The following is a 21,455-nucleotide window of genomic DNA, read 5'->3' on the forward strand; positions in this document are numbered from 1 at the left end:
ATGTTCAAGCGTGGGCTGCTGGCTGTCCTGACGCTGCTGGCGTTACTGCTGCTGGTTCTGGTGGTCAGGGCGCTTGTGCTGCCAGCGCCAGCCCTCTCTTCCAGAGTGCTGCCGTCTCTGCCTGAACAAGACCGCGATGCGCAGGTTGAGCGCTTGGCCCAGGCGATCCGGTTTCCCACCCTGGCCGACCGGCCGGAAGCCTTCGACGCGTTTCATGCCTTTCTGGCAGAGGCCTTTCCCTTCACGCATGAGACCCTGTCACTGAGGCCCTTCGGTCACAGTCTGCTTTACCATTGGGACAGTGGGCATGATTGTGCGCCAACGTTGCTGCTGGCCCATCAGGATGTGGTGCCGGTGTCGGCCATGGCCGAGTGGCAACATCCTCCTTTTGACGGGGTGGTGGATGAGCGGTTCATCTGGGGGCGCGGTACCCTGGATGACAAGGTCAGCGTCATGGCGATTCTGGAAGCGGTGGAAGCCATGCTGGCAGAAGGCAGGCAGCCTGCCTGTGATGTGTGGCTGGCATTTGGCCACGATGAAGAAACCGGCGGTGCCCAGGGCGCGGCGCGAATGGCGGCCTGGCTGCAAGAGCAGGGTGTGCGGTTTGAATTGGTGCTGGATGAGGGCGGCATGGTGTTGCCAGGTGCCACCCTGGGCATCCAGCAGCCGGTGGCGCTGATCGGCATCGCCGAGAAGGGTTATATCAGTGTAACGCTGGAGGCCCACGGGGAGCCCGGGCATTCCTCGCGCCCGCCCGCGCAGACGGCCATTGGTGACCTGGCGGTTGCCATTGCCCGGCTGCAGGCGAATCCCCGCCCTGCGGGCTTGAGCCTGCCGACCCGCTACATGCTGGAAACCGTCGCTCCTGAACAGGCGTTTGCCCGCCGCCTGGTCTTTGCCAACCTGTGGTTGTTTGAACCACTGGTGGTGCGCCAGCTGGCCGGGAATCCGGAAACCCATGCGCTGATTCGCACCACCATGGCGCCCACCATGCTCAGTGGCGGAGTGAAGGACAATGTGCTGCCAGCCACGGCCAGTGCGGTAATCAACTTCCGGCTGGCTCCGGGTGAAACTCAGGAAAGCTTGCTCAATTGGGTGGAGCGTCACTTGCCCGAAGGGGTGTCCGTTTCCATCAAGGAGGGGTTCTTCGCCGAGCCATCCCGCATCTCCCCAGCGAACAGTGACGCCTTTGAGCGGGTGGCATCCCTGGCGCAGGCCCTGCCCGGCGACCCACTGCCGGCCCCGTTCCTTATGATCGCGGGCAGTGATGCCAGGCATTACCAGGCGCTTTCGGAAAACGTGCTGCGTTTTCTGCCCGTGTCGCTGCAGCAACAGGATATCGCGCGTTTCCACGGTCCCAACGAGCGCCTGGCCCGTGACCAGTATCCGGATATGGTCCGCTTTTATCTGGGGCTGCTCTCCTCTGGTTCTGCGCAGTAATACCGCGTCGTGCGATCCGGTCAGTCTCCGCTGAAGACCGCCGGGCGTTTGTGAAGAAAGGCGCTGATCCCTTCCCGGCCATCCTGCCCATAGCCCAGCATGCCTTGAAGCCTGGCTTCACTACCCAGTTGCTCGTCCAGATCCTGTTCACTGCTGTGGTCGATCAGCGCCTTGATTCCTGCGAGCGCCCGGGTGGCTTGTGCAGCCATCTGACAGCCCAGGGACATGGCGGCCCCCATTAGCTGGTCATCGTCATGAACCGCATTAATCAGCCCCCATTGCTTCGCCGTCTGAGCATCCAGTGGCTCGCCACTCATCATCCATTGCAAGGCACGAGCGCGGCCAATGGCGCGTGGTACAAACCAGGTGCTGCCGGCATCGGGGATCAGACCCAGTTTGATAAAGGCCTGTATGAAGCTGGCCGAACGGCCTGCCAGAACGATGTCGCCAGCCAGAGCAATGCTGCAACCGGCGCCGGCGGCAACGCCATTGACGGCAGTAATGACCGGTTTTTCCATGCCGCGCATCAGGCGGATGATGGGGTGATAGGTCTCATGCAGGGTGGCAGCAAGGTCGGTGGCCTGCTCCTGATTGTCTGAGCCATTGAAGTGGGACAGGTCTGCGCCAGCACAGAATCCCCTGCCGCTACCGGTCAATATCAGGCAGCGACAATGCGGATCCTGCGCGGCCATGGACAGTGACTGATGCAGATCGATCAGCAGCTGTGGTGACAAGGCATTAAGACGTTCCGGTTGTTTCATGACAATTACGGTGACAGGCCCGGTCTGTTTGACCTCTACGCAGGGGCTCGCGTCGTTTGCTATTGCAGTGCGCATGTTCTACGTCCTCTTACAGCCACCAGGTTTGAAAGTCCGAGGGCCATGCCCACTCCAGCGCGAAAATGGTGATGCCGTAGAACGCCACCAGCTTGATCCAGATTCTGCGGAAATAGGGCAGGGAGTCGGGATGGAAGCGCACTTGCATCCATAGGGAGTACACGAACAAGGCGGAAGCCAGCACGGTCTGGATGGCAATGATGGCGTTGATGCGCGGAAGAACATCCACGGGGTTGGCAAAGAGGTAATGGCCAAAAGACAGCCAGTTACCCACCACAAATCCCTGAATCAGTGTGTAGACCCGATCAGGCTGGCTGCCCGATAGCGTGGTGTGCGCCCGCCGTGCCGCCAGCGCCAGCGGAAACCAGAGGGCGGCAACAATCGGGGCATTAAGCCAGGCTGGTTCCGGGTACTGATCGAAGAAAATGACATTGTCGAAGAAGTGAAGGGTGCAGCCTGCCAGTGTCAGCCAGAGCAGCATTTTGAACACGGTGTAGTGACGTTGTGTGGCTTCCATGTGAGTTCCTATAACGGTTGTTATAAATCTTGAGGGGATGCTAGACTATGACAGTCGTTATAGCAAGGGTGTGAAATGAGCCAGTCAGACAAGAAAGTGGCAAGAGCAAGGTTGGTGGCAGGAGCGGCGGATCTGTTGAGTCGAAAAGGCATGAATGGCACCAGTATCCGGGAGTTGGCCAAACACTCCCGGGCACCGCTGGGGTCCACGTACCATTATTTTCCGGGCGGCAAACAGCAGGTGATAACCGAGGCCATACAGTTTATTGGCGACAAGGTGTCGGCGGGGTTGGCTCATTCCCTTAAGGCGGGTCCGGTCAGTGGGCTGCGTGGCTTTCTGGCGATTTGGCGGGAAGAGGTGGTGCGTTCCGAATTTCGTGCGGGGTGCCCTGTCCTGTCTGTGGCGGTTGAGGAACCGGCGGGTGAGGACGAAATGGCCGCCTTGCTGGTGGCGAACGCCGTGTTTAATGACTGGATGCATCTGATGGCGGCGGCGTTGCGGGAAGAGGGTGTCAGTAAGCCGCAGGCCGAGCAGATTGCCACGTTGGTGGTGGCGTCGGTGGAAGGCACGATCGCCCTGTGTCGAGCCCAGCGTAGCGTCAAGCCTCTGGATCAGGTGTCACGGCAGCTGGAAATGTTGATCAAGAACGCGATAAGGAAGGATTGAATGATGACGCCTGAAGAGAATGCCGCACGGTTTAACCAGGCCGGCGAGAGCGGCTTGCCGGGGCTGGTGGGAATGACGGTTCACGCCATTGGCGAGAGCGGTGTGGATGCGGTAATGCCTGTGACTCCGGCGTTGATGGCGCCCAATGGTTTTCTGCATGCCGCCTCGGTGATTGCCCTGGCGGACTCGTGCTGCGGTTATGGCACGATGGCAAGTTTGCCGGAAGGCGCGACCGGCTTTACAACCCTCGAATTGAAATCCAATTTTCTGGGTACCGCCCGGGAGGGTGAGGTGGAGTGCAGAGCGACGCCGGTACACCGCGGGCGTACTACCCAGATTTGGGATGCGCAAGTGCGTCATCGTGAGAGCGGCAAGACCATTGCCCTGTTTCGGTGTACGCAGATGATTCTGTATCCGCGCTGATGCCCTGGTTCTCCCGCCATTACGATCGACTGTTGTTGATCAGCATTGTGGTGGTGCCTCTGGTGCCGATGCTGCTCTACAAGTGGTACTACTCTCTGGATACCTGGTATGTGCCATGGGGGGAGACCCGCAGTGATTATTTTGATGAGGCTTTCGAGCATGCCGCGAAACGCTGGCTGGTGACGGTGCAGGCGCAGGGCGATGCAGTGTATGTGATGACGGATAGCCAGTGCCCTTGCGCCAAGCCAGTGTTGGCGAAACTGCATCAGGCGCTGGCGGAGACGGTGCCTGTCAGAGTTTTTGACGCTTACGGTCCTGTGATGGCGGAGCAGGAAACATATCAACTTTCCTCTCTGATCCGGTTTATGCCGGCGCTGCCGACCGCCTTGGTAGTAAGGGCGGGAGAGTTGATCTATGTGGGGCCGTTGGTCACAGGAAATTTGTGTTCACAGGAAGCGGACTTTTCACCGCCGCTCGCGGCCTATCAGGGGCAGGCCTCGGGCAGAGTGTATAACTGGTTGTCAGAAGGCTGCTACTGCCGGCTGGCCCCGGAGCGGCTCCCGTCCGGTTCTGTTCCTTCAGGAGAGAAAAGAAACCATGAATAGCGCAATCGTTCTCAAGCTGCATCTGTTCGGGGTGGCATTCTGGCTGGGAGTCGTCGGCGTGGAGTTTTTGCTGGAGCGACGCCGGGCGCTAAGCCGTGAGCATGGCTATCTGGTCGCGCGATTGCATGAGCGCATCGACCTGTGCCTGGAGATGCCGGCCTTCCTGTTGGTGCTGGTAACCGGGTTGCTGCTGCTGGAGGTGGAACAGCTGTCCGGTGTGTATCTGCTCAAGGTGTTGGCAGGCTTGGTCGCGGTGAGTGGCAATCTGTTGTGCCTGTGGCCGGTTATGTGCCGCAAGCTGGCAGCTGATCGTGGTGACCTGCCGCGCGTGATCCATTATTCGAATGTGATCGACCGGATTTCGGTGGTGGCGATTCCCGCAGGCCTGTTCGCCTTTGCCTGCGGGGTATGGCTGGTGATCAGTCGCTAGCGGAGGAGGTGTTCACCGCTGTGGCCGGTTGACCGTCTGGCTGCCAGACCTGCTCCAGCATGGCCGGTTCGCCCTGACGGCTGAGCTCCACGGCGCTGCTGGCGCGGGTGCCGTAGGCGGGAGACTGGATAAAGACCGGGGCGACCAGGCGCTCCAGTTCCCTGCCCACGCCGGTGTCCGGTAGCACCGTATCGTCCGGTTGATATCGATCGTTAACCACCCCCAGCAGTTGCTCCAGCGTGCCGCCAGAGGCAATGGCGTCTGCTAGCCGTTGTTTGCCTCGTAGCACCTTGGGCCAGGGGTCGTCCATCAGGCCGTTGCTGAGGCCATGCAGGCCGGGTGCCACAGGTTGGGGGGGCGCGCCGCGGTTACCCAGATACCAAAGGCTGTCCGGTGTACCCACTAACAGATTGAAGGCGCCGTAATGGGCCTGTTCTGACGCCAGCGCGTGGGCAAAATTCTCTGGTGTTTGCCGGGATTCCAGAAAGGCGGTGGGCAGCAGACCCCGTGAGCGTTCGCCGGGTTGCCGGTCGGTGATGGGCTCGCGATAGTTGGTGACTACGGCAAAACGACCGTTGCGATGGATGCCCAGCCAGGTCCCCCCGGCAGTCAGGTCCAGCCCGCAAAAAATATCCCCTCGCCAGCGTGCCGCCTGCGCAGGGCGGGCATGGAATTCATCGCGGTTGGCGGCCACCCTGAGCGGGGTCGGGCTGTCGGGCTGCCAGTCAAATAGCACGATACACATAGTCGGGCCTTCCGGTTTCGGGCCTGCTAGCATACCTGTCTCGAAAATCATTGGCAGTGAATGGGAGAGCGGGTGCTGGAATTGTTTCTGATCTGTCTGGGAGTCGGGGTGGGGGCTGGCTTGCTGGCCGGAGCCCTGGGGCTGGGCGGTGGGGTGGTGATCGTGCCGGCGCTGATTTTCCTGTTCCACGGATTGGGCTTTGCAGATGATCTGGTCGCCAAGATGGCCGTGGCGACCTCACTCAGCACCATCATCATTACCTCCATCAGCGCGGTGCGTACTCATCACAAGGCGGGCTTTGTCCGCTGGCCGCTGGCGTTCCGGCTGGGGGTGGGGATTGTGCTGGGGGCGTTTGCCGGTGCGTTCATTGCTGATGCCATGAAAGGGGAACTGCTGACCCGCTTGTTTGGTCTGTTTGCCATGCTGATCGCCTTGCAGATGTTGCTGGTCGGGCAGAAGGCGGTCGATGCGTCCTTGCCGGAGCGAGTCCCCGGGGCGGTGGGGCTCGGGATCGCCGGGGTGCTGATCGGCACGGGCTCTGCGATTTTCGGTATTGGTGGTGGCTCCCTGACGGTGCCTTTTCTCAGCTGGTGTCGCCTGAAAATGCAGCAGGCGGTGGCTATCTCATCGGCCTGCGGGTTGCCTATTGCGGTGGCGGGGACGGTGGGCTTTGCCGTGGCCGGCTGGGATGAGCGTCATCTGCCTGAGGGGGCGCTCGGTTATGTGTTTTTACCCGCCACAGCCGGTATAGTGCTCACCAGTTTTCCGTTTGCCCGGCTGGCTGCCCGACTCAGTCACCGTTTGCCGTCCGCGACCCTGAAGCGGGTATTTGCGGTGGTGCTGTTTGTGTTGGGTGTGAATCTGGCCTTTGGATAGGACGCTATGGAATTTCCTGTGATTGATCCGGTGGCCATCGCCATCGGCCCGTTGAAGGTCCACTGGTATGGGCTGATGTACATGATCGGCTTCGCGGCGGCCTGGTGGCTGGGCACCGTGCGTGCCAAGGCGCCGAACTCGGGCTGGACCCGGGATCAGGTGAGCGACCTGGTGTTCTATGGCGCCATGGGGGTCATTCTGGGTGGTCGTCTGGGCTACGTATTCTTCTATAATTTCAGCAAGTTTCTGGCTGACCCGGTGTGGTTGTTCAAGGTCTGGGATGGCGGCATGAGCTTCCACGGTGGCGCCATCGGGGTGTTGGTAGCGTTTGCCCTGTTTGCCCGCAAGACCGACAAGCGTTTCTTTACCGTGGCCGATTTCATGGTGCCCATGGTGCCGATCGGGCTGGCTACCGGCCGCTTTGGCAACTTTATCAATGCCGAGCTGTGGGGGCGGACCAGTGATGTGCCCTGGGCCATGGTGTTTCCGACTGACCCGGATCGCCTTCCCCGGCACCCCTCACAGCTTTATGAGTGCCTGCTGGAAGGAGTGGTGCTGTTTATCGTGCTGTGGGTCTACTCGGCAAAACCGCGCCCGGCCGGGGCGGTGACGGGCCTGTTTGGGGTCGGCTACGGGGCGGCACGGACCTTTGTGGAATTCTTCCGCGAGCCGGATGCCCATATCGGCTATTTGGCCGGCGGGTGGCTGACCATGGGGATGCTGTTGAGCATTCCGATGATTATTCTCGGTATCGCCATGATGGTATGGGCGTATCGAACCGACGATCGCCAGGCGATGGTGAAAGGGTGACGGCATGAAGCAATATCTTGATCTACTGCGCCATGTGCGTGATCACGGCACGTTCAAGGAAGACCGCACCGGCACCGGCACCTATGCGGTGTTCGGCTACCAGATGCGCTATGACCTGAGCGAGGGTTTCCCCATGCTCACCACCAAGAAACTGCATCTGCGTTCGATTATTCACGAGCTGCTGTGGTTTCTGTCCGGTGACACCAATATCCGTTACCTGAAAGAAAATGGCGTCTCTATCTGGGATGAGTGGGCGACCCCCGACGGCGAGCTGGGGCCAGTGTACGGCGAGCAATGGCGTAGCTGGAAAACCCCGGATGGACAGGTTATCGACCAGATCACCCAGGTGCTGGACGAGATCAAGCGCAACCCGGATTCCCGTCGTCTGGTGGTCAGCGCCTGGAACCCGGCGGTGCTGCCAGATCCGGCCATTTCCCCGGATGCCAATGCCGCGGCGGGCAAGCAGGCGCTGCCGCCCTGTCACTGCCTGTTCCAGTTCTATGTGGCGGACGGCAAGTTGAGCTGCCAGCTATACCAGCGCAGCGGAGACATCTTTCTGGGCGTGCCTTTCAATATTGCCTCTTACGCGCTGCTGACCTTGATGATGGCGCAGGTCTGCGGCCTCGAGCCCGGTGACTTTGTGCACACCCTGGGGGATGCGCACCTGTACTCCAACCATCTGGAGCAGGCCGATACCCAGCTGGCCCGTGCGCCCCGTGCGCTACCGACCATGACTCTTAATCCCGGGGTGAAAGACCTGTTTGCCTTCACCTTCGAGGATTTCACCCTGAGTGATTACGACCCCCACGCCCATATCAAGGCGCCTGTGGCGATCTAATAACGCCTGCCCGCTTCACGCATACACGCCAACACGCGTGATGCGTGAAAGCGTGGTGCGAGTAAGTGAGGTTTGAATGTCCATTCGACTTTCCATGATGGTGGCCAAGGCCAGTAACAACGTGATTGGCCGGGATAACAAGCTGCCTTGGTATCTGCCCAACGATCTCAAGTATTTCAAGCAGGTCACCTTTGGCAAGCCGGTAATCATGGGGCGCAAGACCTGGGAATCCCTCAAGGGGCCCTTGCCCGGCCGGACCAACATCGTCATTACCCGCCAGCCGGATTATCTGGCCGACGGCGCCAAGGTGGTCGCGAGCCTGGATGACGCAGTGGCCATGGCGGAAAACGTGGCCTTCATCGAGGGCCAGGAAGAGGCGGTGATCATGGGGGGGGCGGAGATCTACTCACTGGCCTTGCCGCAGGCAGACCGTCTGTATCTCACCGAGGTACATGCCAATGTAGAGGGCGACACATTCTTCCCGGAATACGATGCGTCCGAGTGGCAGCAAATCGCCCGCGAAGACTTTGTCGCTGAAGGCCCCAACCCCTACGACTATTCGTTTGTTGTCTACGAAAGACAATAGCAACACGTTCGTGATTGGAATGGTTAGGGCCTAAAGGTTTGCCGGTTTCCCCAAAGACCGGAAGGCGCCTTCATTCCGAAGAACCGAAAAGACTGCCAGAGCGTTGAGTGCGGCGCCGATAAATAACCGGTCACCTGGTAGGGGTCTGGCGAAGCGGAGTCATGCACAGAGGGATGCCCGAAGGGAGAGCGAAGCGAATAACCCTGCTTGCATGGTGTACCGAGCTGGACCTCGAGCCCTATTTCAAACCCCTCGTCGCTCCTGCCTCACGCCCGAGGTTCAATCACAACCTCACTCTTGATCGACTGCGCGATAAAGCATTTCTCATGGGCTTTTTGATGTAGCGCCTGAATGGCGGCACTGTCGGGTTGGGCGTTTTTGAATGTGACCAGCGGTTGAAGTGTGACCTGCTTTACGTAGATTTTTGCCTGATCATTCTGGCCAAGGATGGCTTGTGGATCGTCATCGTAACTGGCTACGGCCAGCCCTTCACGGGCAGCTTCGGTCAGGAATGACAACAGATGGCAGCTCGCCAGTGCGGCAATGAAGGCTTCTTCCGGTTCCATGAATTCCTGCTGGCCATGATGGCCGTCCACCACCCGTACCTCATTGCCGTCGGCCAAGTGCCACAGATAGTGATCCTGGTCGCCGTGATCGGTCCAGCTCAGGTGCATGGTATGTTGCGGCACGAAATCTTCCCCGGTGAATGCATTTCCTGAAAGTATGCCACTAATCCGGAGGAATGCCATGGCCGCAATTGTGCGCAATGGTAACGGTTTGGTGTGCCCTTATGCCTCGGGCGCGCCGGACAGTTCCCAGTAGCGAAAAACAGCCACATTCATGCCGGTGGCAAGCAGACTGACGGGCAGGGCAATCAGCAAATTGGCCGCGGCAGTGTGGCTGACCAGAGTGCTGATCAGTTGTGCCAGACTGCTGCTGGCTAGCAGATATGCGATGAAAACCATTACGACCATCAGCAGCAGGGGCCACTGCTGGCGCTCGGTCATGGTGAAGGACTGCCGGATGGCCTGAATGGGGTTGTGCCGGTGCAGTACCACCAGATAAGGAGCAAAACTCAGGCGGGTGTAGACCCACAGTGCCGGGAAAAAGAAGGCCATCCAGCCCAGTGCGACACCAATGGCCATGATTGCGTAGGTGGCCAGCAGAGCCGGGAACATGAGCAGGGCAGGAGCCATGCAGGCGACCAGACCGGCCGGTTTGCCGGTGCGGGCAGCGGCGATCTGGCTGATCACAGTGCCTTCTGCCAGGGGGCGCATCAGTAACACCAGCGCCAGGCTGATGCCGCTGACTTCCAGGGCGCCATCGGCGGTCTCCGGCAATGCCAGAGTGACGCCAAACAGCCACTGCACCGCCTCGCCCATCAAGGCAAAGGGGGCGGTGACCAGAAACAATGGCCCAAGGTTGTGCCACCAGAAATAGAGAATTTCACGAAAACGTTGACCAAGCATGGTTTGCCGCCGATTCAGTCGACAGAAAAGGTGGCGCCACCATACGACAGCGTTGAAGCCTTTACCAGACTACTGGCCTCGCGGTTGAGGCCTGGTTACCACCAGTACTTGCCCCAGTTCTCCGGGTTGGCCCAGAACCGGGGGTTGTTCCAGTTGCGCTGGAAGTTGTAGTCGTCCAGGTCATAGCTGTAGATGTCGAGGGAGCGGCCGTCCTGAGCGAAGTGTCCCTGCTGCCGGCAGCCCAGTGCCAGGAAACCGTTGCTGGGCCAGCGCAGTTTCTGCGGGGCCAGGGCGGGTTGGTACACCGCCACCACGGAATCCGTGTGCAGGTTACGCAGCAATCCCATCAGCGCTTCACCCTCCTGGTGCGTCATGTACTCGAGCTGATCGGCAACAATCGCCATATCAATCCGCTGGATGTCTTCCAGCGCCTTGAACGGGTTTTGTTCCTGGATTTCGATCAGTTCGCAGTCGTGGTCCTTGCACCACTGACTGACGACGGGGATGGGATTCAGGCTGACGGAGACGATGGAGCGAGGCTGGTGGCTGTCGAGAATAGCGGCCAGACGCTCCTGCGGGGTTTCGGTCATGGGTTGTGCCATTGCGGTATTCATGGTTTTCAGTCTACCCCCAATAACAGGGGCTTTCGAGTGTCGGGAATGCAAACCCCGGTCAGGTTTTCGTTACCTTTTACGTTCTCTTTTTTGCCGCCTCTGCACACAGAAATGCGACCCGGTTCAGAAAAACAGAAAAGACCGTTGACGTCTGTCCAATCAATAATGATAATGATTCTCATATACAGACAAGGAGGCCAGCATGTCCCAGCTCAAGAAGAATGTGACCACTACCACCCGTCGTGTTTCCATCAATGCGGAAAGTAGCGTTGCCAGCAGTCTGCTGCTGAACCATCAGGGCAAGTTGTGGATCGAGCACGCCGGTGAACGCTACCTGCTACGTCGCACGTCCAACAACCGTTTAATCCTGACCAAGTGAATGTCGCTGGGCCCCCCGTTGGGGCCCGGCACGGGGGTGGTGGTGTGCCGCCACTCTCAACCCTTTCTCCCTGACGTGGATCGCCAGCCGCCGCCAGCTTTCCACACCTAATATCATGCCCGGACGGACACGACGCTCCACCGGGTGGCGAACTGGAGGCAGCATGTCAGTGATGACGTGGCCCTCGGCGCCGGCGGCCTCTCCTCTGCTACGACAGTGCGGCGCCGCTCTCGGCGACCGGGTTCTGCGGTTACAGGATGAACCGCTGGCCATTCTCAAAGCCCTTTACCGGCTGGGCGCATTGGTGGTGACCACCTTCAGTGCGGGCTCGAAAGTCTCCCAGAATATGCACTACCCGGCGTTCAGTGATGGCGAGTGGTGGCTGGAATCGGTGGGGGATCGATGTCGCCTACGCCAGAGCCTGCAGCCCGCCCAATGGCATTCGGTGTTGGCGGTGCTGGAGCCCACGGGGCCGTTACCGGCGCGCAGCCTGCTGTTTCTTGATCGCCAGGGGCAGCCGCTCCAGCAGGTGGCGGTGGCGCCAGACAGTGGCGGCCTGGCGTTTGAAGAGTTGGTCTGCGCCATGCTGCACCCCGATCAGAAATCCCTGAATCTGCCCTGCGGGTTTCCGCGCCTGCTGCGCAGCAAGCTGGGCCCTTTGAGTGAGCTGGAGCGCGACTGGGCCGGCAGCCATGACGATGAAGATTTCACCCAGTTGCTGGCGCGCTGCCACGATCAACGTTCGGTGTTGTATGAGTCTGTGCGCGACAGTTTCGCCTGTCAGGTACGCGCGGAAACCCTGCCCGCCGTATTGGGTGAGGCCGCCAGTCGGGATTCGGCGACCACCTTGTGTATCGGTAACCAGGGCGTACGGTTATGCATGACGGCCCCTTGGTCATCGCCGCGTTGGCAGGGCAATCACTGCCACCTTGCCCACAATGGTGCGCTGGTATCGCTGGATATGTCGCAGATGCACAGCCTGTGGCGCTTGCGTAAACCGGCTGAGGGTCAGGTGGTGACGGCGCTGGAAGCGCTGGATGAACAAGGTGACTGGCTGTGGACGCTCTCCGCCGGCGAGGGAGAGGCCTCGTGGCGGGAGTTGTTACGCGATAGCGTGATTCGATAGCGACGGACTGCAAGGCGAAAAGGCGGGGCTGGGAAGGCCCCTTTTTTGGGTTCATCGCGCATTAGTGTGGTGTTCAGAAGTGGTCGTCGAAGGCTTTCAGCAGACGAATCACTTCGCTGACATCCTGCTCCATTTCCTTGAGCGCTTCCTCCGCCATGGGGGCCACATCACAGCTGGCAGGCAAGGGTGCGCCGGCATCCAGAATGGCGCGAAAACGGGCCACGAAGACCCACTGCAACCACTCACTGAAATTCATTGTGTCGGCGAAGAAGGGCGTCTGACTCTCGAAGGCGGACGGCGCGGGCGGCTGGGTAGACCACAGATCCCGGGCATCCAGCTCGGTTTGCAGGGCATCGAGCAGGTTGAGCAGAGCGGTGTGTTTTTTCGTCGCAGCGTCATTCATCGAACAGGGGCACCAGGTCAGGGATTTCGCGGAGGTTATGGATATGGTGACTGGGTTTGGCCAGTTCAACCGGCCAGTCCATGTCGACCAGATTGGCCCAGACCGTATGCATGCCGTGCTCACGGGCTGCGTGCACATCTTCCAGCGGGTGATCTCCCACATGTACGGCCTGGCTGGCACTAACGCCGGCGGAACGTAACGCTGCTGCAAACATGTCGGGGGCGGGCTTGCGCCTGCCGATGGTTTCCGCGGAATGGTGAAAGGCAAACAGATCATGGATCCCGATCATTCTCAGATCGGCATTGCCATTGGTGAGGGCGCCGAGCACATAACTGTCGGCCAGCTGCTCCAGTACCTCCAGGGCTCCGGGAAAAAAACTGACCCGGTTACGGGCTTCATGGAACACCTGAAAAGCCGCCAGGGCAATGCGACGGGCTTCGTCTTTGCCGAAACCGTGCTCAACAAAGGCACGGCTCATGGCGTCCTGGCGCAGGGCGGTCAGGTTGTCGAGATACTCCGGCTTTTCCTTGAGCAAGGAGGTGCGAACTGCCCGCACCCGCTCGGCGCTCAGAGCGGCGGCGGCATCGGGGTGATTCTCGGCGATCCACAGACTGCACGCCTTCTCTGCCTGGCGAATCACTTCATCCACCGGCCACAGGGTGTTGTCCAGATCAAAGGTAATCAGCTTGAGATTGCTCATGGGAGACATTGTAGCGCATGGGCGGAGTCGAGGCTCACGAGGACTCGTCATCGTCCTTGCGGCGCTGTGCTCTGGGATGGGCGCCATCATACACCTGGGCCAGGTGCTGGAAGTCCAGGTGGGTATAGACCTGGGTGGTGGCGAGATCGGCGTGGCCGAGCAGTTCCTGCACCGCGCGCAGGTCGCCGGAAGATTCCAGTAGGTGCGTGGCAAAAGAGTGGCGTAGTTTGTGCGGGTGAAGATGGTCATCCAGGCCGCGCTCCAGCGCATGGCGCTTGAGGCGTTGCTGTACGCTGGACGGTGACAGGCGCTTGCCGTTCTTGCTGAGGAAGATGGCCTTTTCGCTGCTGTCCTTGACGAACAGGGGGCGCGCCTTGAGCCAACGCTTGAGTGCGGTGACGGCCGGTTTCCCCATGGGCAGCTGACGGGTCTTGTTACCCTTGCCCGTGACCAGCAGCTGGGCGGCGGTCATGTCGATGCTGTCCACATTCAGGCTCAGCAGTTCGGCAAGCCGCAGGCCACAAGCGTAGAACAGTTCCATGATGGCCTGGTCACGCAGACTGAGCGGGTCGCCCTTGTCGACCCCGGCATCCAGGAGCTGTGTCACCTGATCCGCATCCAGCGCCTTGGGCAGGCGCTTGCCGCTCCTGGGGGCGCGCACATCCACCACCGGGTTGTCCCTGGCGATGCCTTCGCGCATCAGGTAGCGGTAAAAAGTACGCAGGGTGGAAAGCAGCCGGGCAATCGTCTTGCCGCCCTTGCCCTGACGATGCAGCGTGGCCACCAGCGAGCGAATGTCATGCACAGTGACAGCGGCCCAGTCTTGCTGACCGAGCACCCGCGAAGCTTCTTTCAAATCACGCTGATAATTGCTGACCGTATGCGGCGAAAGCCGCCGCTCCGATTCAAGGTGGGTAAGGAACGAGTTGACAGTGGACAGTTGAGAGTTGACAGCTTTTTGGGGTTCGTCTTTTTCGCTGTTCACTGTTAACTATTCACTGTTCACTGATTTTCTTGGCGGCCTGATGCGGGTACTGACGAAGCACTTCGTGCAGGCGGCGGCTGAGTACCTGACCGATGTGAGTGATGAACAGGGTGCCCAGGGAGCTGCGGAAGTGCATGGCGCTTTTGCTGCCGATCGCCAGCAGGCCGAGACGGCCCTGATACTCCAGCGGGACCATGGCGGCGGAGCGGATGTCGGTCGCATGTTCCTTGAACAGGGCGTCCATCTCTTCCTGACGCATGGCGCCACACACGGCCTTGCCATTGCGCAGCAGGTGATTGAGTGCCTGAGGCAACGCGTTGCTGTCGACACATCGGATCTGGTTGCGCAGATCGCCGAGGATCGGCACTTCCCGGTCATAGAGCATGAGCGACACCCGGTCGCACCGGAAGTCGTCGCCAAGGCTGGTAAGCAGATTGCGGAACAGCTTTTCGGCGCCGCGGGCTTCCAGCAGGGCCAGGGTGAGGCGACGGGTCTTGTCGAACAGGTGGTCGTTTTCGCGGGCCACATCCAGCAGGCCGTTGAGTCGGTCGCGTAACTCGGTATTGCGTTCACGCAGGATCGAGGCCTGACGCTCCAGCAGGGAGACGGCTTCGCCTTTAGAGTCAGGCAGACGCAACAGTTCCAGCAGTTCCGGCCGCTGCTCGAAGAACTCCGGGTTGTCCCGCAGGTAGGCGGCGACCTGGTCGGCATTCGCCGGGCTGTGATCCGTCATCTGTCCGTCCTGTGCTGATCAGTCAGTCTTGATATCAATGCTGCCATCATAGACATGGCTGGCCGGGCCTGTCATCCGGATGCCGCCCTCACCGTGATATTCGATGTGCAGGGAGCCACCGGGCAGATGCACGGTAACGGCGTTATCCAGCCAGCCGCGTCGCTGGCCAATTACCACGGCCGCGCAGGCGCCAGAGCCGCAAGCCAGGGTTTCCCCGGCGCCGCGCTCGTAGACTCGCAGGCGAATTTCCTCACGGCTGACCACTTGCATGAAGCCCACATTGACCCGTTCGGGGAATTGTTCGTGACATTCCAGCAGCGGACCGGCGCTCTCTACTGGCGCGGTATCCACATTTTCCACCAGCAGGGTGCAATGCGGGTTGCCCAGCCCCACCGCGCCCACTTCCCATGCCTGAGTGCCGGAGACAAGGAAGTAGCTGTCCGCTTCGCCCTTGGCGGTCATTGGGATGGCGTCCGGGGCCCATCGAGGCGCGCCCATGTCGACGGTGACTTGTTCGTCGTCGGTGACCGACAGGGTCATTTGCCCGGCGGCGGTTTCGACCACAATGTCCTGTTTCTGGGTCAGGCCCTGCTCTCGGACGAAACGGGCGAAACAGCGGGCGCCGTTACCGCACTGGCTCACCTCGGAACCGTCGGCATTGAGAATGCGATAGCGGAAATCTGCCTCGCCCTGTGCCGGCTGGACAATCAGCATCTGATCGAAGCCCACGCCAAAATGGCGGCTGCCAAGCCGGCGGATTTCGTCGGCAGGAAACGGCAGGCCGTTCTCAGGCAGTGGCTGATTGATACCATCAATCACCATGAAATCGTTGCCAAGGCCGTGCATTTTGGTGAAACGCAGGTTCATAACAATCCAGCAGTACGTGATTTGAGAGGATATTGTATGCAGATAGACCGTGCGGTGACAGGGGAATGAGGATGAGTTGACAGTTGATGGTGGACCTTTGACAGCGTCGCGGCCAGTAAGCGGTTCAGCTTGAAGGCATGATGCCGCGACCCGGCGATGGGGGCGGGCTCCCTGGGTGGGGAAAAACCGATGCCTGTTCGCGTAGCTGTCAGAGGTCCACTATCAACTGTCAACGTCCCCATCATGGTTTACAATCACGCCAAAGCCTTCACCCATGCCATTACCTTCATTACCAGGCCTGTTGCCCATGCTTTCCTACCGCCACAGCTATCACGCCGGCAACTTTGCCGATGTCCTCAAGCACATCGTGCAGATCGCCATCATCGAGTACCTGAAAAAGAAGGATAAGCCCTTCACGGTGCACGACACGCACGGTGGGGCAGGCAATTACCTGATCGACAGTGATCACATGCAGAAGACCGGGGAGTACCGGGACGGCATCGAGCGGCTGTGGGACAAGCGCACAGAGGTTGGTGTGATCGACCAGTATGTGAAGCTGGTGAAGCAGCTCAATCCGGTGGGAAAACTGCGCGAGTACCCCGGTTCTCCGAGCATTGCCGCCAGCCTGTTGCGTGAACAGGACCGTCTGCAATGTACCGAGCTGCACAGCACGGATTTCGAATTGCTGCACAAGCGTTTCGCCGGCGACAAGCGGGTGCGGGTGGAAAAGCTGGATGCCTGGCAGGGCATCAAGGCCATGATGCCGCCCCAGCATCGCCGCGGCATGGTGCTGATTGATCCTTCTTATGAGCTGGAACGTGATTACCGGGATGTGCTGCCTGCCCTGCAGATGGCCATGGAGCGTTGGGCCACGGCGACCTATGCGATCTGGTACCCGGTGCTTGACCGGAATCGCACGGAGCATTTTGTGCGTGAGTTCATCAAGGCGGAAATGCCGGATCTGTTGCGGGTGGAACTGTGCGTGCGCCCGGATGCCTCTGGCCGTGGCATGACGGGGTCCGGCATGCTGATTATCAACCCGCCTTACACCCTGGCCCAGCATATGGCTCAGGCCATGCCTTTACTCAAGGAGCACCTGTGCGACACCGGCGGTCACGGTATGGTGAAGCGTCTTACCGGGGAAGGGGCGTAAGCCTCGCCTCGTTCGCTTACAGAAACACCATGTTCATGGCGAAGCACAATTGCCATTGTGGCTGGCCGGGGCCCGGTCAGCCACCGAGACCTGCGGTTCGACAAGGAAGTTGAAAACCTCCTTGCCGAGTCGTGCGCCCACCGGAACACGGTAGTCGTCCGAGTTGAAGTCGTAATTCCAGATCGGCGCCGTGCCGCTGTACCTTTTGCTGCGGGTTACTCCTCATTGAACAGCAGCACCAGCGTGCCGCCGCGTAATACGCTGCCGTAATTCAGGTTGATGCCTACCCCGATATTATCCACGAACGGGATGTTGAGCTTTTGCACGTCCAGCAGCCAGCCCACCCCGGCTTCATAGTAATAGTGGTTGCCCAGCGGGCCATCCAGATCAGCTCCCAGATCATAGCGTGAGGCTTGCATCCAGACATTCTGGCCGGGAAGGATGCGAGTGACGAAGGGGTGGCGCCAGCGGACGCCATTGGACCAGTACCAGGCTTCTGGCTGGACGTCATGGGCGGGTTCACTGGTCGCAAAAGTGCGCCCTTTCATGTAGTGCCATTCGCTGATCAACTTGACCTCGGCGCGGCGTCCACCGATAAACCAGGTTGTCCTGAGGTAGGGTTCTGCCTGCCAGGCGTTGGCGCTGTAGTTGGTGACCAGACCGTCCAGCGCCGGGGCCAGCGCCTGGGATTCCGGAGTGTTGAAATCCGTATCATTGAGATAACGCTGCCAGTTCAGGTTCAGGCCCGCGGCGAGCCCGATGTTGTCGTTCAGGCGGTGCCGGAACTCTGCCCCTGACGTGAGGGTAGTGACCGAGCTGTCGATGGTGTCACGGGTGCTTCTGGTGGACGAGGCTAGCTGGGTTTCCTGCTTTTGCCCCAGATACGCCGCCTTGGCATTCAGAACCAGGGTGTTGCTGTGTTCACCGATCGGGGTGCTCCAGGAGTAAGGGAGTGACACGGTGGTGAGCCGTTGACGCAGCTCCTGGGCTTCCAGTGATCCCAGGTTCTCGTCTTCAAACCCAATAAAATTATTGGGGTCGAAGTCCCAGAACCCCAGTCGCACGGCATTGCCGCCAGTCAGCAAGGTGGCCGTTACATAGCTTTCGGCAAGGCTGAGACGAATGGCTTTTTGCACCGGGGTGGCAGCGAAGGCCGGGGCCGGTAGCAGTAAAGTCAGCAGAATCAGAAATCGCGGCATGACGATGGGCAGTGGAGAGCGTGTAGGAAGTGAAGCACAAAAGCAGGAGGGAAAGACAGAGGGGGCGTCGTTCCCTGAGGGGGCTGCGGGCCGCAGACCCCTCAAAAGGAGGGCCTCAGGGGAGCAGTGATTCTGGCTTTAACTGCTCATCAAACGTTTCACGCTGACGCACGACAAAGGCCTGGTCACCATCTACCATGATTTCGGCAGGGCGGTTGCGGCTATTGTAGTTACTGGCCATGGCGAAGCCGTAGGCGCCGGCACTGCGCACCGCCAGCAGATCGCCGGTTTCCAGAGACAGGGCGCGATCCTTGCCGAGGAAATCGCCGGTTTCGCATACCGGGCCAACGATGTCCCAGGTGCGACAGTCTGCATCGTGGGGTTTCACCGGCACGATGTCTTGCCAGGCCGAATAAAGGCTGGGGCGGATCAGGTCGTTCATGGCGCCATCCACGATGGCAAAGTTCTTGTGCTCGGTGGGCTTGAGGAACAGTACCTGGGTGATAAAGATCCCGGCGTTGGCGGCAATGGAACGGCCGGGCTCGATATGAACCGGCAGGTCGCCGGGGATGTGCTTGAGCAGGGCCTGGACATAGGCGCTGCGCTCCGGCGGCGTTTCGTCGTTGTAGGTCACGCCCAGTCCGCCACCCAGATCCAGATGATGGATCTCGATGCCTTGTTGTTGTAACTGGTCGAGCAGTTTCAGCACGCGCTCCAACGCATCTTCGAACGGCGCCAGATTGGTGAGCTGGCTGCCGATGTGGCAGTCGATGCCGAGGATGCGGATATGCGGCATCTCGTGGGCGCGCTGGTACAGGGCCGGGGCCTTGTTGATGTCCACGCCGAATTTGTTGTCTTTCAGACCGGTGGAAATATAGGGGTGGGTCTGGGCGTCCACGTCCGGGTTTACCCGGATGGAAATGGGGGCTTCCATGTCCAGTTCGCCGGCCACCAAGTTAAGCAGTTCCAGTTCGGCAGCGGACTCCACATTGAAACAGTGGATGCCGGCTTTCAGGGCAGCGGCCATTTCGGCGGCGGTTTTACCGACCCCGGAAAACACGATTTTGTCCGGGTCGCCGCCGGCGCGCAGTACCCGCTCCAGCTCACCGCCGGAGACGATATCAAAGCCGGCCCCGCAGCGGGCCAGCACGTTCAGCACTGCCAGGTTGGAGTTGGCTTTCACCGCATAACAGACCTGGTGAGGGTGATCGCCGAAGGCGTCGTCGAAGGCCTGGTAATGGCGTTCGAAGGCGGACCGGGAGTAAAGATACAGGGGGGTGCCGAAACGTTCGGCCAGTTGTGCTACCGGCAGTTCTTCGGCAAACAGTTCGCCGTCACGGTACTGGAAGGGGTCCATGGTCAGTCCTTCTGATCGTCATCGTGCTGAGCGTCGTCAGCGGTGTCTTGGGCTGGCTGGCTCGGAGCGGGCTGCCTGGGTTCGTCCGGCGCAAAGTACAGAGGCCCTTTCTGGCCACAGCCAGTGAGAAGGGCAAGCAGTAACAAGGCAGATAAGCGCATTTTCCAGCTCCGGGCGCAAAGAGCGGAAAGGGCAGCGGCCCTTTCCGCCGGGCGAATCAATGCCTGCCTGCGGGCAGGCGCCTGGGTCAGGCGTTACCGGTATTGTCCAGTGCCTCACGGGCGCGGGCAACGGCGGCGCGGACCTGATCGGGGGCGGTGCCGCCGATGTGGTTACGGGCGCTCACTGAGCCTTCCAGGGTCAATACGTCGAACACGTCGTCTTCGATCTGGTCGCTGAACTGTTTCAGTTCAGACAGGGACATGTCGCTAAGATCCTTCTTCTTCTCTACGCCGTAGGCCACAGCCTTGCCGACGATCTCGTGGGAGTCGCGGAAGGCGATGCCCTTGCGCACCAGGTAATCGGCCAGATCGGTGGCGGTGGCGAAGCCGCGGCGGGCCGCTTCGCGCATCACCTCGCGGTTGGGCTCCAGGGCCGGGATCATGTCGCCAAAGGCGCGCAGGCTGCCTTTAAGGGTGTCCACGGCATCGTACAGCGGTTCCTTGTCTTCCTGGTTGTCCTTGTTATAGGCCAGTGGCTGGCTTTTCATCAGGGTCAGCAGGCTGATCAGGTGGCCGTTGACGCGGCCGGTCTTGCCGCGCACCAGCTCCGGTACGTCAGGATTTTTCTTCTGCGGCATGATGGAGCTGCCGGTACAGAAGCGATCGGGCAGGTTGATGAAGTTGAACTGGGCGCTGGTCCACAACACCAGCTCTTCGCTGATGCGCGACAGGTGAGTCATGGACAGGGCGGCCAGGGCACAGAATTCGATGGCGAAATCGCGATCGCTAACTGCGTCCAGGGAATTCTCACAGACGCCATCAAAGCCGAGCAGTTCGCAGGTGCGCTGACGGTTGATGGGGTAGGTGGTGCCAGCCAGGGCGGCGGCGCCCAGCGGCATGCGGTTGACCCGCTTTTTGGCGTCCAGCAGACGCTCACGGTCACGCTTGAGCATTTCGAACCAGGCCAGCAGATGGTGGCCGAAGGTGACCGGCTGGGCGGTCTGCAGGTGCGTGAAACCGGGCATGATGGTGGCAGCCTCGCGCTCGGCCAGATCCAGCATGCCGGTCATCAGGTGCAGGTACTGTTCTTCCATGATCAGCATTTCATCACGCAGCCACAGGCGGATGTCGGTGGCCACCTGGTCGTTTCGGCTACGGCCGGTGTGCAGCTTCTTGCCGGTGATGCCGATCTTGTCGGTGAGGCGGGCCTCAATATTCATGTGCACATCTTCCAGGGCCACGGACCACTGGAATTCCCCGGCTTCGATTTCCTTCTGGATCTCGGCCAGGCCATTGATGATGGCGTCGCGCTCGTCATCGGTCAGCACGCCGACCTCGGCCAGCATGGTGGCGTGGGCCTGAGAGCCGTAGATGTCCTGACGGTACATGCGCTGGTCGAAATTCACGCTGGCGGTGAATTCCTGCACGAACTGGTCGGTGGATTCGCTGAAGCGGCCGCCCCAGAGTTTGTTCTGCTGCTTGTCAGTCATCGTACTCGCTCATCTAAAGCCGGAATTGCGGGCGCGCAGTATAGCAG

26 protein-coding genes and 1 pseudogene are annotated in these 21,455 nt (G+C 60.2%); 12 read left to right on the forward strand and 15 right to left on the reverse strand.

The window, feature by feature from the left end:
- On the forward strand, nt 1–1,440 hold the full coding sequence (locus Q672_RS22525) for a M20/M25/M40 family metallo-hydrolase (RefSeq protein WP_022984699.1): 1,440 nt from the start codon (nt 1–3) through the stop codon (nt 1,438–1,440).
- A gap of 20 nt (nt 1,441–1,460) precedes the next feature.
- On the opposite strand, the gene Q672_RS22530 is transcribed toward Q672_RS22525, so the two are convergent.
- The gene (locus Q672_RS22530) at nt 1,461–2,276 is read right to left on the reverse strand and encodes an enoyl-CoA hydratase-related protein (protein ID WP_081703612.1); all 816 of its coding nucleotides are present in this window, start codon (nt 2,274–2,276) and stop codon (nt 1,461–1,463) included.
- A gap of 13 nt (nt 2,277–2,289) precedes the next feature.
- Entirely contained in the window at nt 2,290–2,793 is a 504-nt protein-coding gene (locus Q672_RS22535; RefSeq protein WP_022984701.1) for a hypothetical protein, read from the reverse strand.
- A gap of 75 nt (nt 2,794–2,868) precedes the next feature.
- Between Q672_RS22535 and Q672_RS22540 the strand changes: the two genes are divergently transcribed.
- Genes Q672_RS22540 through Q672_RS22555 form a run of 4 tightly spaced genes read left to right on the forward strand, consistent with a single transcriptional unit; the run spans nt 2,869 to nt 4,917 of the window.
- Nucleotides 2,869–3,459 (forward strand): TetR/AcrR family transcriptional regulator, encoded by a 591-nt coding sequence (locus Q672_RS22540; protein ID WP_031226159.1) that lies wholly within the window; start codon nt 2,869–2,871, stop codon nt 3,457–3,459.
- Nucleotides 3,460–3,882, forward strand: a complete 423-nt coding sequence (locus tag Q672_RS22545) for a PaaI family thioesterase (protein ID WP_022984703.1) — start codon at nt 3,460–3,462, stop codon at nt 3,880–3,882.
- The gene (locus Q672_RS22550) at nt 3,882–4,487 is read left to right on the forward strand and encodes a DUF6436 domain-containing protein (RefSeq protein ID WP_022984704.1); all 606 of its coding nucleotides are present in this window, start codon (nt 3,882–3,884) and stop codon (nt 4,485–4,487) included. Before Q672_RS22545 ends, Q672_RS22550 begins: the two co-directional genes overlap by 1 nt.
- On the forward strand, nt 4,480–4,917 hold the full coding sequence (locus Q672_RS22555) for a hypothetical protein (protein ID WP_022984705.1): 438 nt from the start codon (nt 4,480–4,482) through the stop codon (nt 4,915–4,917). The genes Q672_RS22550 and Q672_RS22555 overlap by 8 nt, the downstream gene beginning before the upstream one ends.
- Here the strand turns inward: Q672_RS22555 and Q672_RS22560 are convergent.
- Nucleotides 4,907–5,662 (reverse strand): NRDE family protein, encoded by a 756-nt coding sequence (locus Q672_RS22560; protein ID WP_022984706.1) that lies wholly within the window; start codon nt 5,660–5,662, stop codon nt 4,907–4,909. The genes Q672_RS22555 and Q672_RS22560 overlap by 11 nt on opposite strands.
- A gap of 72 nt (nt 5,663–5,734) precedes the next feature.
- Between Q672_RS22560 and Q672_RS22565 the strand changes: the two genes are divergently transcribed.
- From Q672_RS22565 to Q672_RS22580, 4 genes are all read left to right on the forward strand, one after another.
- Nucleotides 5,735–6,538, forward strand: coding sequence for a sulfite exporter TauE/SafE family protein (locus tag Q672_RS22565; RefSeq protein WP_022984707.1), 804 nt, complete (start codon nt 5,735–5,737; stop codon nt 6,536–6,538).
- Between the two features lie 6 nt (nt 6,539–6,544).
- Entirely contained in the window at nt 6,545–7,348 is an 804-nt protein-coding gene (gene lgt / locus Q672_RS22570) for a prolipoprotein diacylglyceryl transferase (RefSeq protein WP_022984708.1), read from the forward strand.
- 4 nt (nt 7,349–7,352) lie between these two features.
- Nucleotides 7,353–8,186 carry a thymidylate synthase gene (locus Q672_RS22575; RefSeq protein ID WP_022984709.1) on the forward strand — a complete coding sequence of 278 codons (834 nt, stop codon included), beginning with the start codon at nt 7,353–7,355 and terminating at the stop codon, nt 8,184–8,186.
- Between the two features lie 76 nt (nt 8,187–8,262).
- Nucleotides 8,263–8,772 carry a dihydrofolate reductase gene (locus Q672_RS22580; protein ID WP_022984710.1) on the forward strand — a complete coding sequence of 170 codons (510 nt, stop codon included), beginning with the start codon at nt 8,263–8,265 and terminating at the stop codon, nt 8,770–8,772.
- 266 nt (nt 8,773–9,038) lie between these two features.
- On the opposite strand, the gene Q672_RS22585 is transcribed toward Q672_RS22580, so the two are convergent.
- The 3 genes from Q672_RS22585 to Q672_RS22595 all read right to left on the reverse strand — a co-directional run bounded on the left by Q672_RS22585 (nt 9,039) and on the right by Q672_RS22595 (nt 10,855).
- On the reverse strand, nt 9,039–9,461 hold the full coding sequence (locus tag Q672_RS22585; protein ID WP_022984711.1) for an OsmC family protein: 423 nt from the start codon (nt 9,459–9,461) through the stop codon (nt 9,039–9,041).
- 99 nt (nt 9,462–9,560) lie between these two features.
- Nucleotides 9,561–10,241: a hypothetical protein gene (locus Q672_RS22590; protein WP_022984712.1), complete on the reverse strand. Its 681-nt coding sequence runs from the start codon at nt 10,239–10,241 to the stop codon at nt 9,561–9,563.
- 95 nt (nt 10,242–10,336) lie between these two features.
- Nucleotides 10,337–10,855, reverse strand: coding sequence for a DUF6231 family protein (locus Q672_RS22595; protein ID WP_031226165.1), 519 nt, complete (start codon nt 10,853–10,855; stop codon nt 10,337–10,339).
- A 202-nt stretch (nt 10,856–11,057) separates the two neighbouring features.
- Here Q672_RS22595 and hemP point away from each other — a divergent pair, with 202 nt between their 5' ends.
- Both hemP and Q672_RS22605 read left to right on the forward strand, forming a co-directional pair.
- Complete coding sequence (gene hemP, locus Q672_RS22600; RefSeq protein WP_022984714.1) at nt 11,058–11,234, forward strand: hemin uptake protein HemP; 177 nt, start codon at nt 11,058–11,060, stop codon at nt 11,232–11,234.
- Between the two features lie 163 nt (nt 11,235–11,397).
- Nucleotides 11,398–12,360 (forward strand): hypothetical protein, encoded by a 963-nt coding sequence (locus tag Q672_RS22605; RefSeq protein WP_022984715.1) that lies wholly within the window; start codon nt 11,398–11,400, stop codon nt 12,358–12,360.
- A 73-nt stretch (nt 12,361–12,433) separates the two neighbouring features.
- Here Q672_RS22605 and Q672_RS22610 read toward each other — a convergent pair whose 3' ends face one another.
- Genes Q672_RS22610 through dapF form a run of 5 tightly spaced genes read right to left on the reverse strand, consistent with a single transcriptional unit; the run spans nt 12,434 to nt 16,048 of the window.
- Nucleotides 12,434–12,763 (reverse strand): YqcC family protein, encoded by a 330-nt coding sequence (locus Q672_RS22610; protein ID WP_022984716.1) that lies wholly within the window; start codon nt 12,761–12,763, stop codon nt 12,434–12,436.
- On the reverse strand, nt 12,756–13,463 hold the full coding sequence (locus Q672_RS22615; RefSeq protein WP_031226167.1) for an HAD family hydrolase: 708 nt from the start codon (nt 13,461–13,463) through the stop codon (nt 12,756–12,758). The genes Q672_RS22610 and Q672_RS22615 overlap by 8 nt, the downstream gene beginning before the upstream one ends.
- A 34-nt stretch (nt 13,464–13,497) precedes the next feature.
- Nucleotides 13,498–14,403 carry a tyrosine recombinase XerC gene (gene xerC / locus Q672_RS22620; protein ID WP_031226169.1) on the reverse strand — a complete coding sequence of 302 codons (906 nt, stop codon included), beginning with the start codon at nt 14,401–14,403 and terminating at the stop codon, nt 13,498–13,500.
- A gap of 55 nt (nt 14,404–14,458) precedes the next feature.
- Complete coding sequence (locus Q672_RS22625) at nt 14,459–15,181, reverse strand: DUF484 family protein (RefSeq protein ID WP_022984719.1); 723 nt, start codon at nt 15,179–15,181, stop codon at nt 14,459–14,461.
- A gap of 18 nt (nt 15,182–15,199) precedes the next feature.
- Nucleotides 15,200–16,048 carry a diaminopimelate epimerase gene (gene dapF, locus Q672_RS22630; RefSeq protein WP_022984720.1) on the reverse strand — a complete coding sequence of 283 codons (849 nt, stop codon included), beginning with the start codon at nt 16,046–16,048 and terminating at the stop codon, nt 15,200–15,202.
- A gap of 274 nt (nt 16,049–16,322) precedes the next feature.
- Between dapF and Q672_RS22635 the strand changes: the two genes are divergently transcribed.
- Nucleotides 16,323–17,201, forward strand: coding sequence for a 23S rRNA (adenine(2030)-N(6))-methyltransferase RlmJ (locus tag Q672_RS22635; protein WP_235047188.1), 879 nt, complete (start codon nt 16,323–16,325; stop codon nt 17,199–17,201).
- A 215-nt stretch (nt 17,202–17,416) separates the two neighbouring features.
- On the opposite strand, the gene Q672_RS22640 is transcribed toward Q672_RS22635, so the two are convergent.
- The 4 genes and pseudogenes from Q672_RS22640 to argH all read right to left on the reverse strand — a co-directional run bounded on the left by Q672_RS22640 (nt 17,417) and on the right by argH (nt 21,408).
- The gene (locus tag Q672_RS22640; RefSeq protein WP_022984722.1) at nt 17,417–18,400 is read right to left on the reverse strand and encodes a Solitary outer membrane autotransporter beta-barrel domain; all 984 of its coding nucleotides are present in this window, start codon (nt 18,398–18,400) and stop codon (nt 17,417–17,419) included.
- A 115-nt stretch (nt 18,401–18,515) separates the two neighbouring features.
- Nucleotides 18,516–19,757: a diaminopimelate decarboxylase gene (gene lysA, locus Q672_RS22645; protein ID WP_022984723.1), complete on the reverse strand. Its 1,242-nt coding sequence runs from the start codon at nt 19,755–19,757 to the stop codon at nt 18,516–18,518.
- Between the two features lie 56 nt (nt 19,758–19,813).
- Nucleotides 19,814–19,918, reverse strand: a pseudogene (gene lptM, locus Q672_RS33940) (LPS translocon maturation chaperone LptM); the annotation flags it as partial.
- An 86-nt stretch (nt 19,919–20,004) separates the two neighbouring features.
- Entirely contained in the window at nt 20,005–21,408 is a 1,404-nt protein-coding gene (gene argH / locus Q672_RS22650) for an argininosuccinate lyase (RefSeq protein ID WP_022984725.1), read from the reverse strand.
- Between the last annotated feature and the right edge of the window lie 47 nt (nt 21,409–21,455).

It is taken from the genome of Alcanivorax sp. P2S70, from assembly GCF_000475295.1.
Lineage (GTDB): Bacteria > Pseudomonadota > Gammaproteobacteria > Pseudomonadales > Alcanivoracaceae > Alcanivorax > Alcanivorax profundi.

Bases quoted from the DNA above. Each gene is read 5' to 3' on its own strand.
- Q672_RS22535 (WP_022984701.1), bottom strand. From the start codon at position 2,793: ATGGAAGCCACACAACGTCACTACACCGTGTTCAAAATGCTGCTCTGG.
- Q672_RS22605 (WP_022984715.1), top strand. From the start codon at position 11,398: ATGTCAGTGATGACGTGGCCCTCGGCGCCGGCGGCCTCTCCTCTGCTA.
- Q672_RS22625 (WP_022984719.1), bottom strand. From the start codon at position 15,181: ATGACGGATCACAGCCCGGCGAATGCCGACCAGGTCGCCGCCTACCTG.
- Q672_RS22635 (WP_235047188.1), top strand. From the start codon at position 16,323: ATGCCATTACCTTCATTACCAGGCCTGTTGCCCATGCTTTCCTACCGC.
- Q672_RS22530 (WP_081703612.1), bottom strand. From the start codon at position 2,276: ATGCGCACTGCAATAGCAAACGACGCGAGCCCCTGCGTAGAGGTCAAA.
- Q672_RS22525 (WP_022984699.1), top strand. From the start codon at position 1: ATGTTCAAGCGTGGGCTGCTGGCTGTCCTGACGCTGCTGGCGTTACTG.
- Q672_RS22545 (WP_022984703.1), top strand. From the start codon at position 3,460: ATGATGACGCCTGAAGAGAATGCCGCACGGTTTAACCAGGCCGGCGAG.
- Q672_RS22610 (WP_022984716.1), bottom strand. From the start codon at position 12,763: ATGAATGACGCTGCGACGAAAAAACACACCGCTCTGCTCAACCTGCTC.
- Q672_RS22550 (WP_022984704.1), top strand. From the start codon at position 3,882: ATGCCCTGGTTCTCCCGCCATTACGATCGACTGTTGTTGATCAGCATT.
- Q672_RS22595 (WP_031226165.1), bottom strand. From the start codon at position 10,855: ATGAATACCGCAATGGCACAACCCATGACCGAAACCCCGCAGGAGCGT.
- Q672_RS22615 (WP_031226167.1), bottom strand. From the start codon at position 13,463: ATGAGCAATCTCAAGCTGATTACCTTTGATCTGGACAACACCCTGTGG.
- lysA (WP_022984723.1), bottom strand. From the start codon at position 19,757: ATGGACCCCTTCCAGTACCGTGACGGCGAACTGTTTGCCGAAGAACTG.
- Q672_RS22575 (WP_022984709.1), top strand. From the start codon at position 7,353: ATGAAGCAATATCTTGATCTACTGCGCCATGTGCGTGATCACGGCACG.
- Q672_RS22555 (WP_022984705.1), top strand. From the start codon at position 4,480: ATGAATAGCGCAATCGTTCTCAAGCTGCATCTGTTCGGGGTGGCATTC.
- Q672_RS22540 (WP_031226159.1), top strand. From the start codon at position 2,869: ATGAGCCAGTCAGACAAGAAAGTGGCAAGAGCAAGGTTGGTGGCAGGA.
- hemP (WP_022984714.1), top strand. From the start codon at position 11,058: ATGTCCCAGCTCAAGAAGAATGTGACCACTACCACCCGTCGTGTTTCC.
- lgt (WP_022984708.1), top strand. From the start codon at position 6,545: ATGGAATTTCCTGTGATTGATCCGGTGGCCATCGCCATCGGCCCGTTG.
- Q672_RS22560 (WP_022984706.1), bottom strand. From the start codon at position 5,662: ATGTGTATCGTGCTATTTGACTGGCAGCCCGACAGCCCGACCCCGCTC.
- Q672_RS22640 (WP_022984722.1), bottom strand. From the start codon at position 18,400: ATGCCGCGATTTCTGATTCTGCTGACTTTACTGCTACCGGCCCCGGCC.
- dapF (WP_022984720.1), bottom strand. From the start codon at position 16,048: ATGAACCTGCGTTTCACCAAAATGCACGGCCTTGGCAACGATTTCATG.
- argH (WP_022984725.1), bottom strand. From the start codon at position 21,408: ATGACTGACAAGCAGCAGAACAAACTCTGGGGCGGCCGCTTCAGCGAA.
- Q672_RS22580 (WP_022984710.1), top strand. From the start codon at position 8,263: ATGTCCATTCGACTTTCCATGATGGTGGCCAAGGCCAGTAACAACGTG.
- Q672_RS22590 (WP_022984712.1), bottom strand. From the start codon at position 10,241: ATGCTTGGTCAACGTTTTCGTGAAATTCTCTATTTCTGGTGGCACAAC.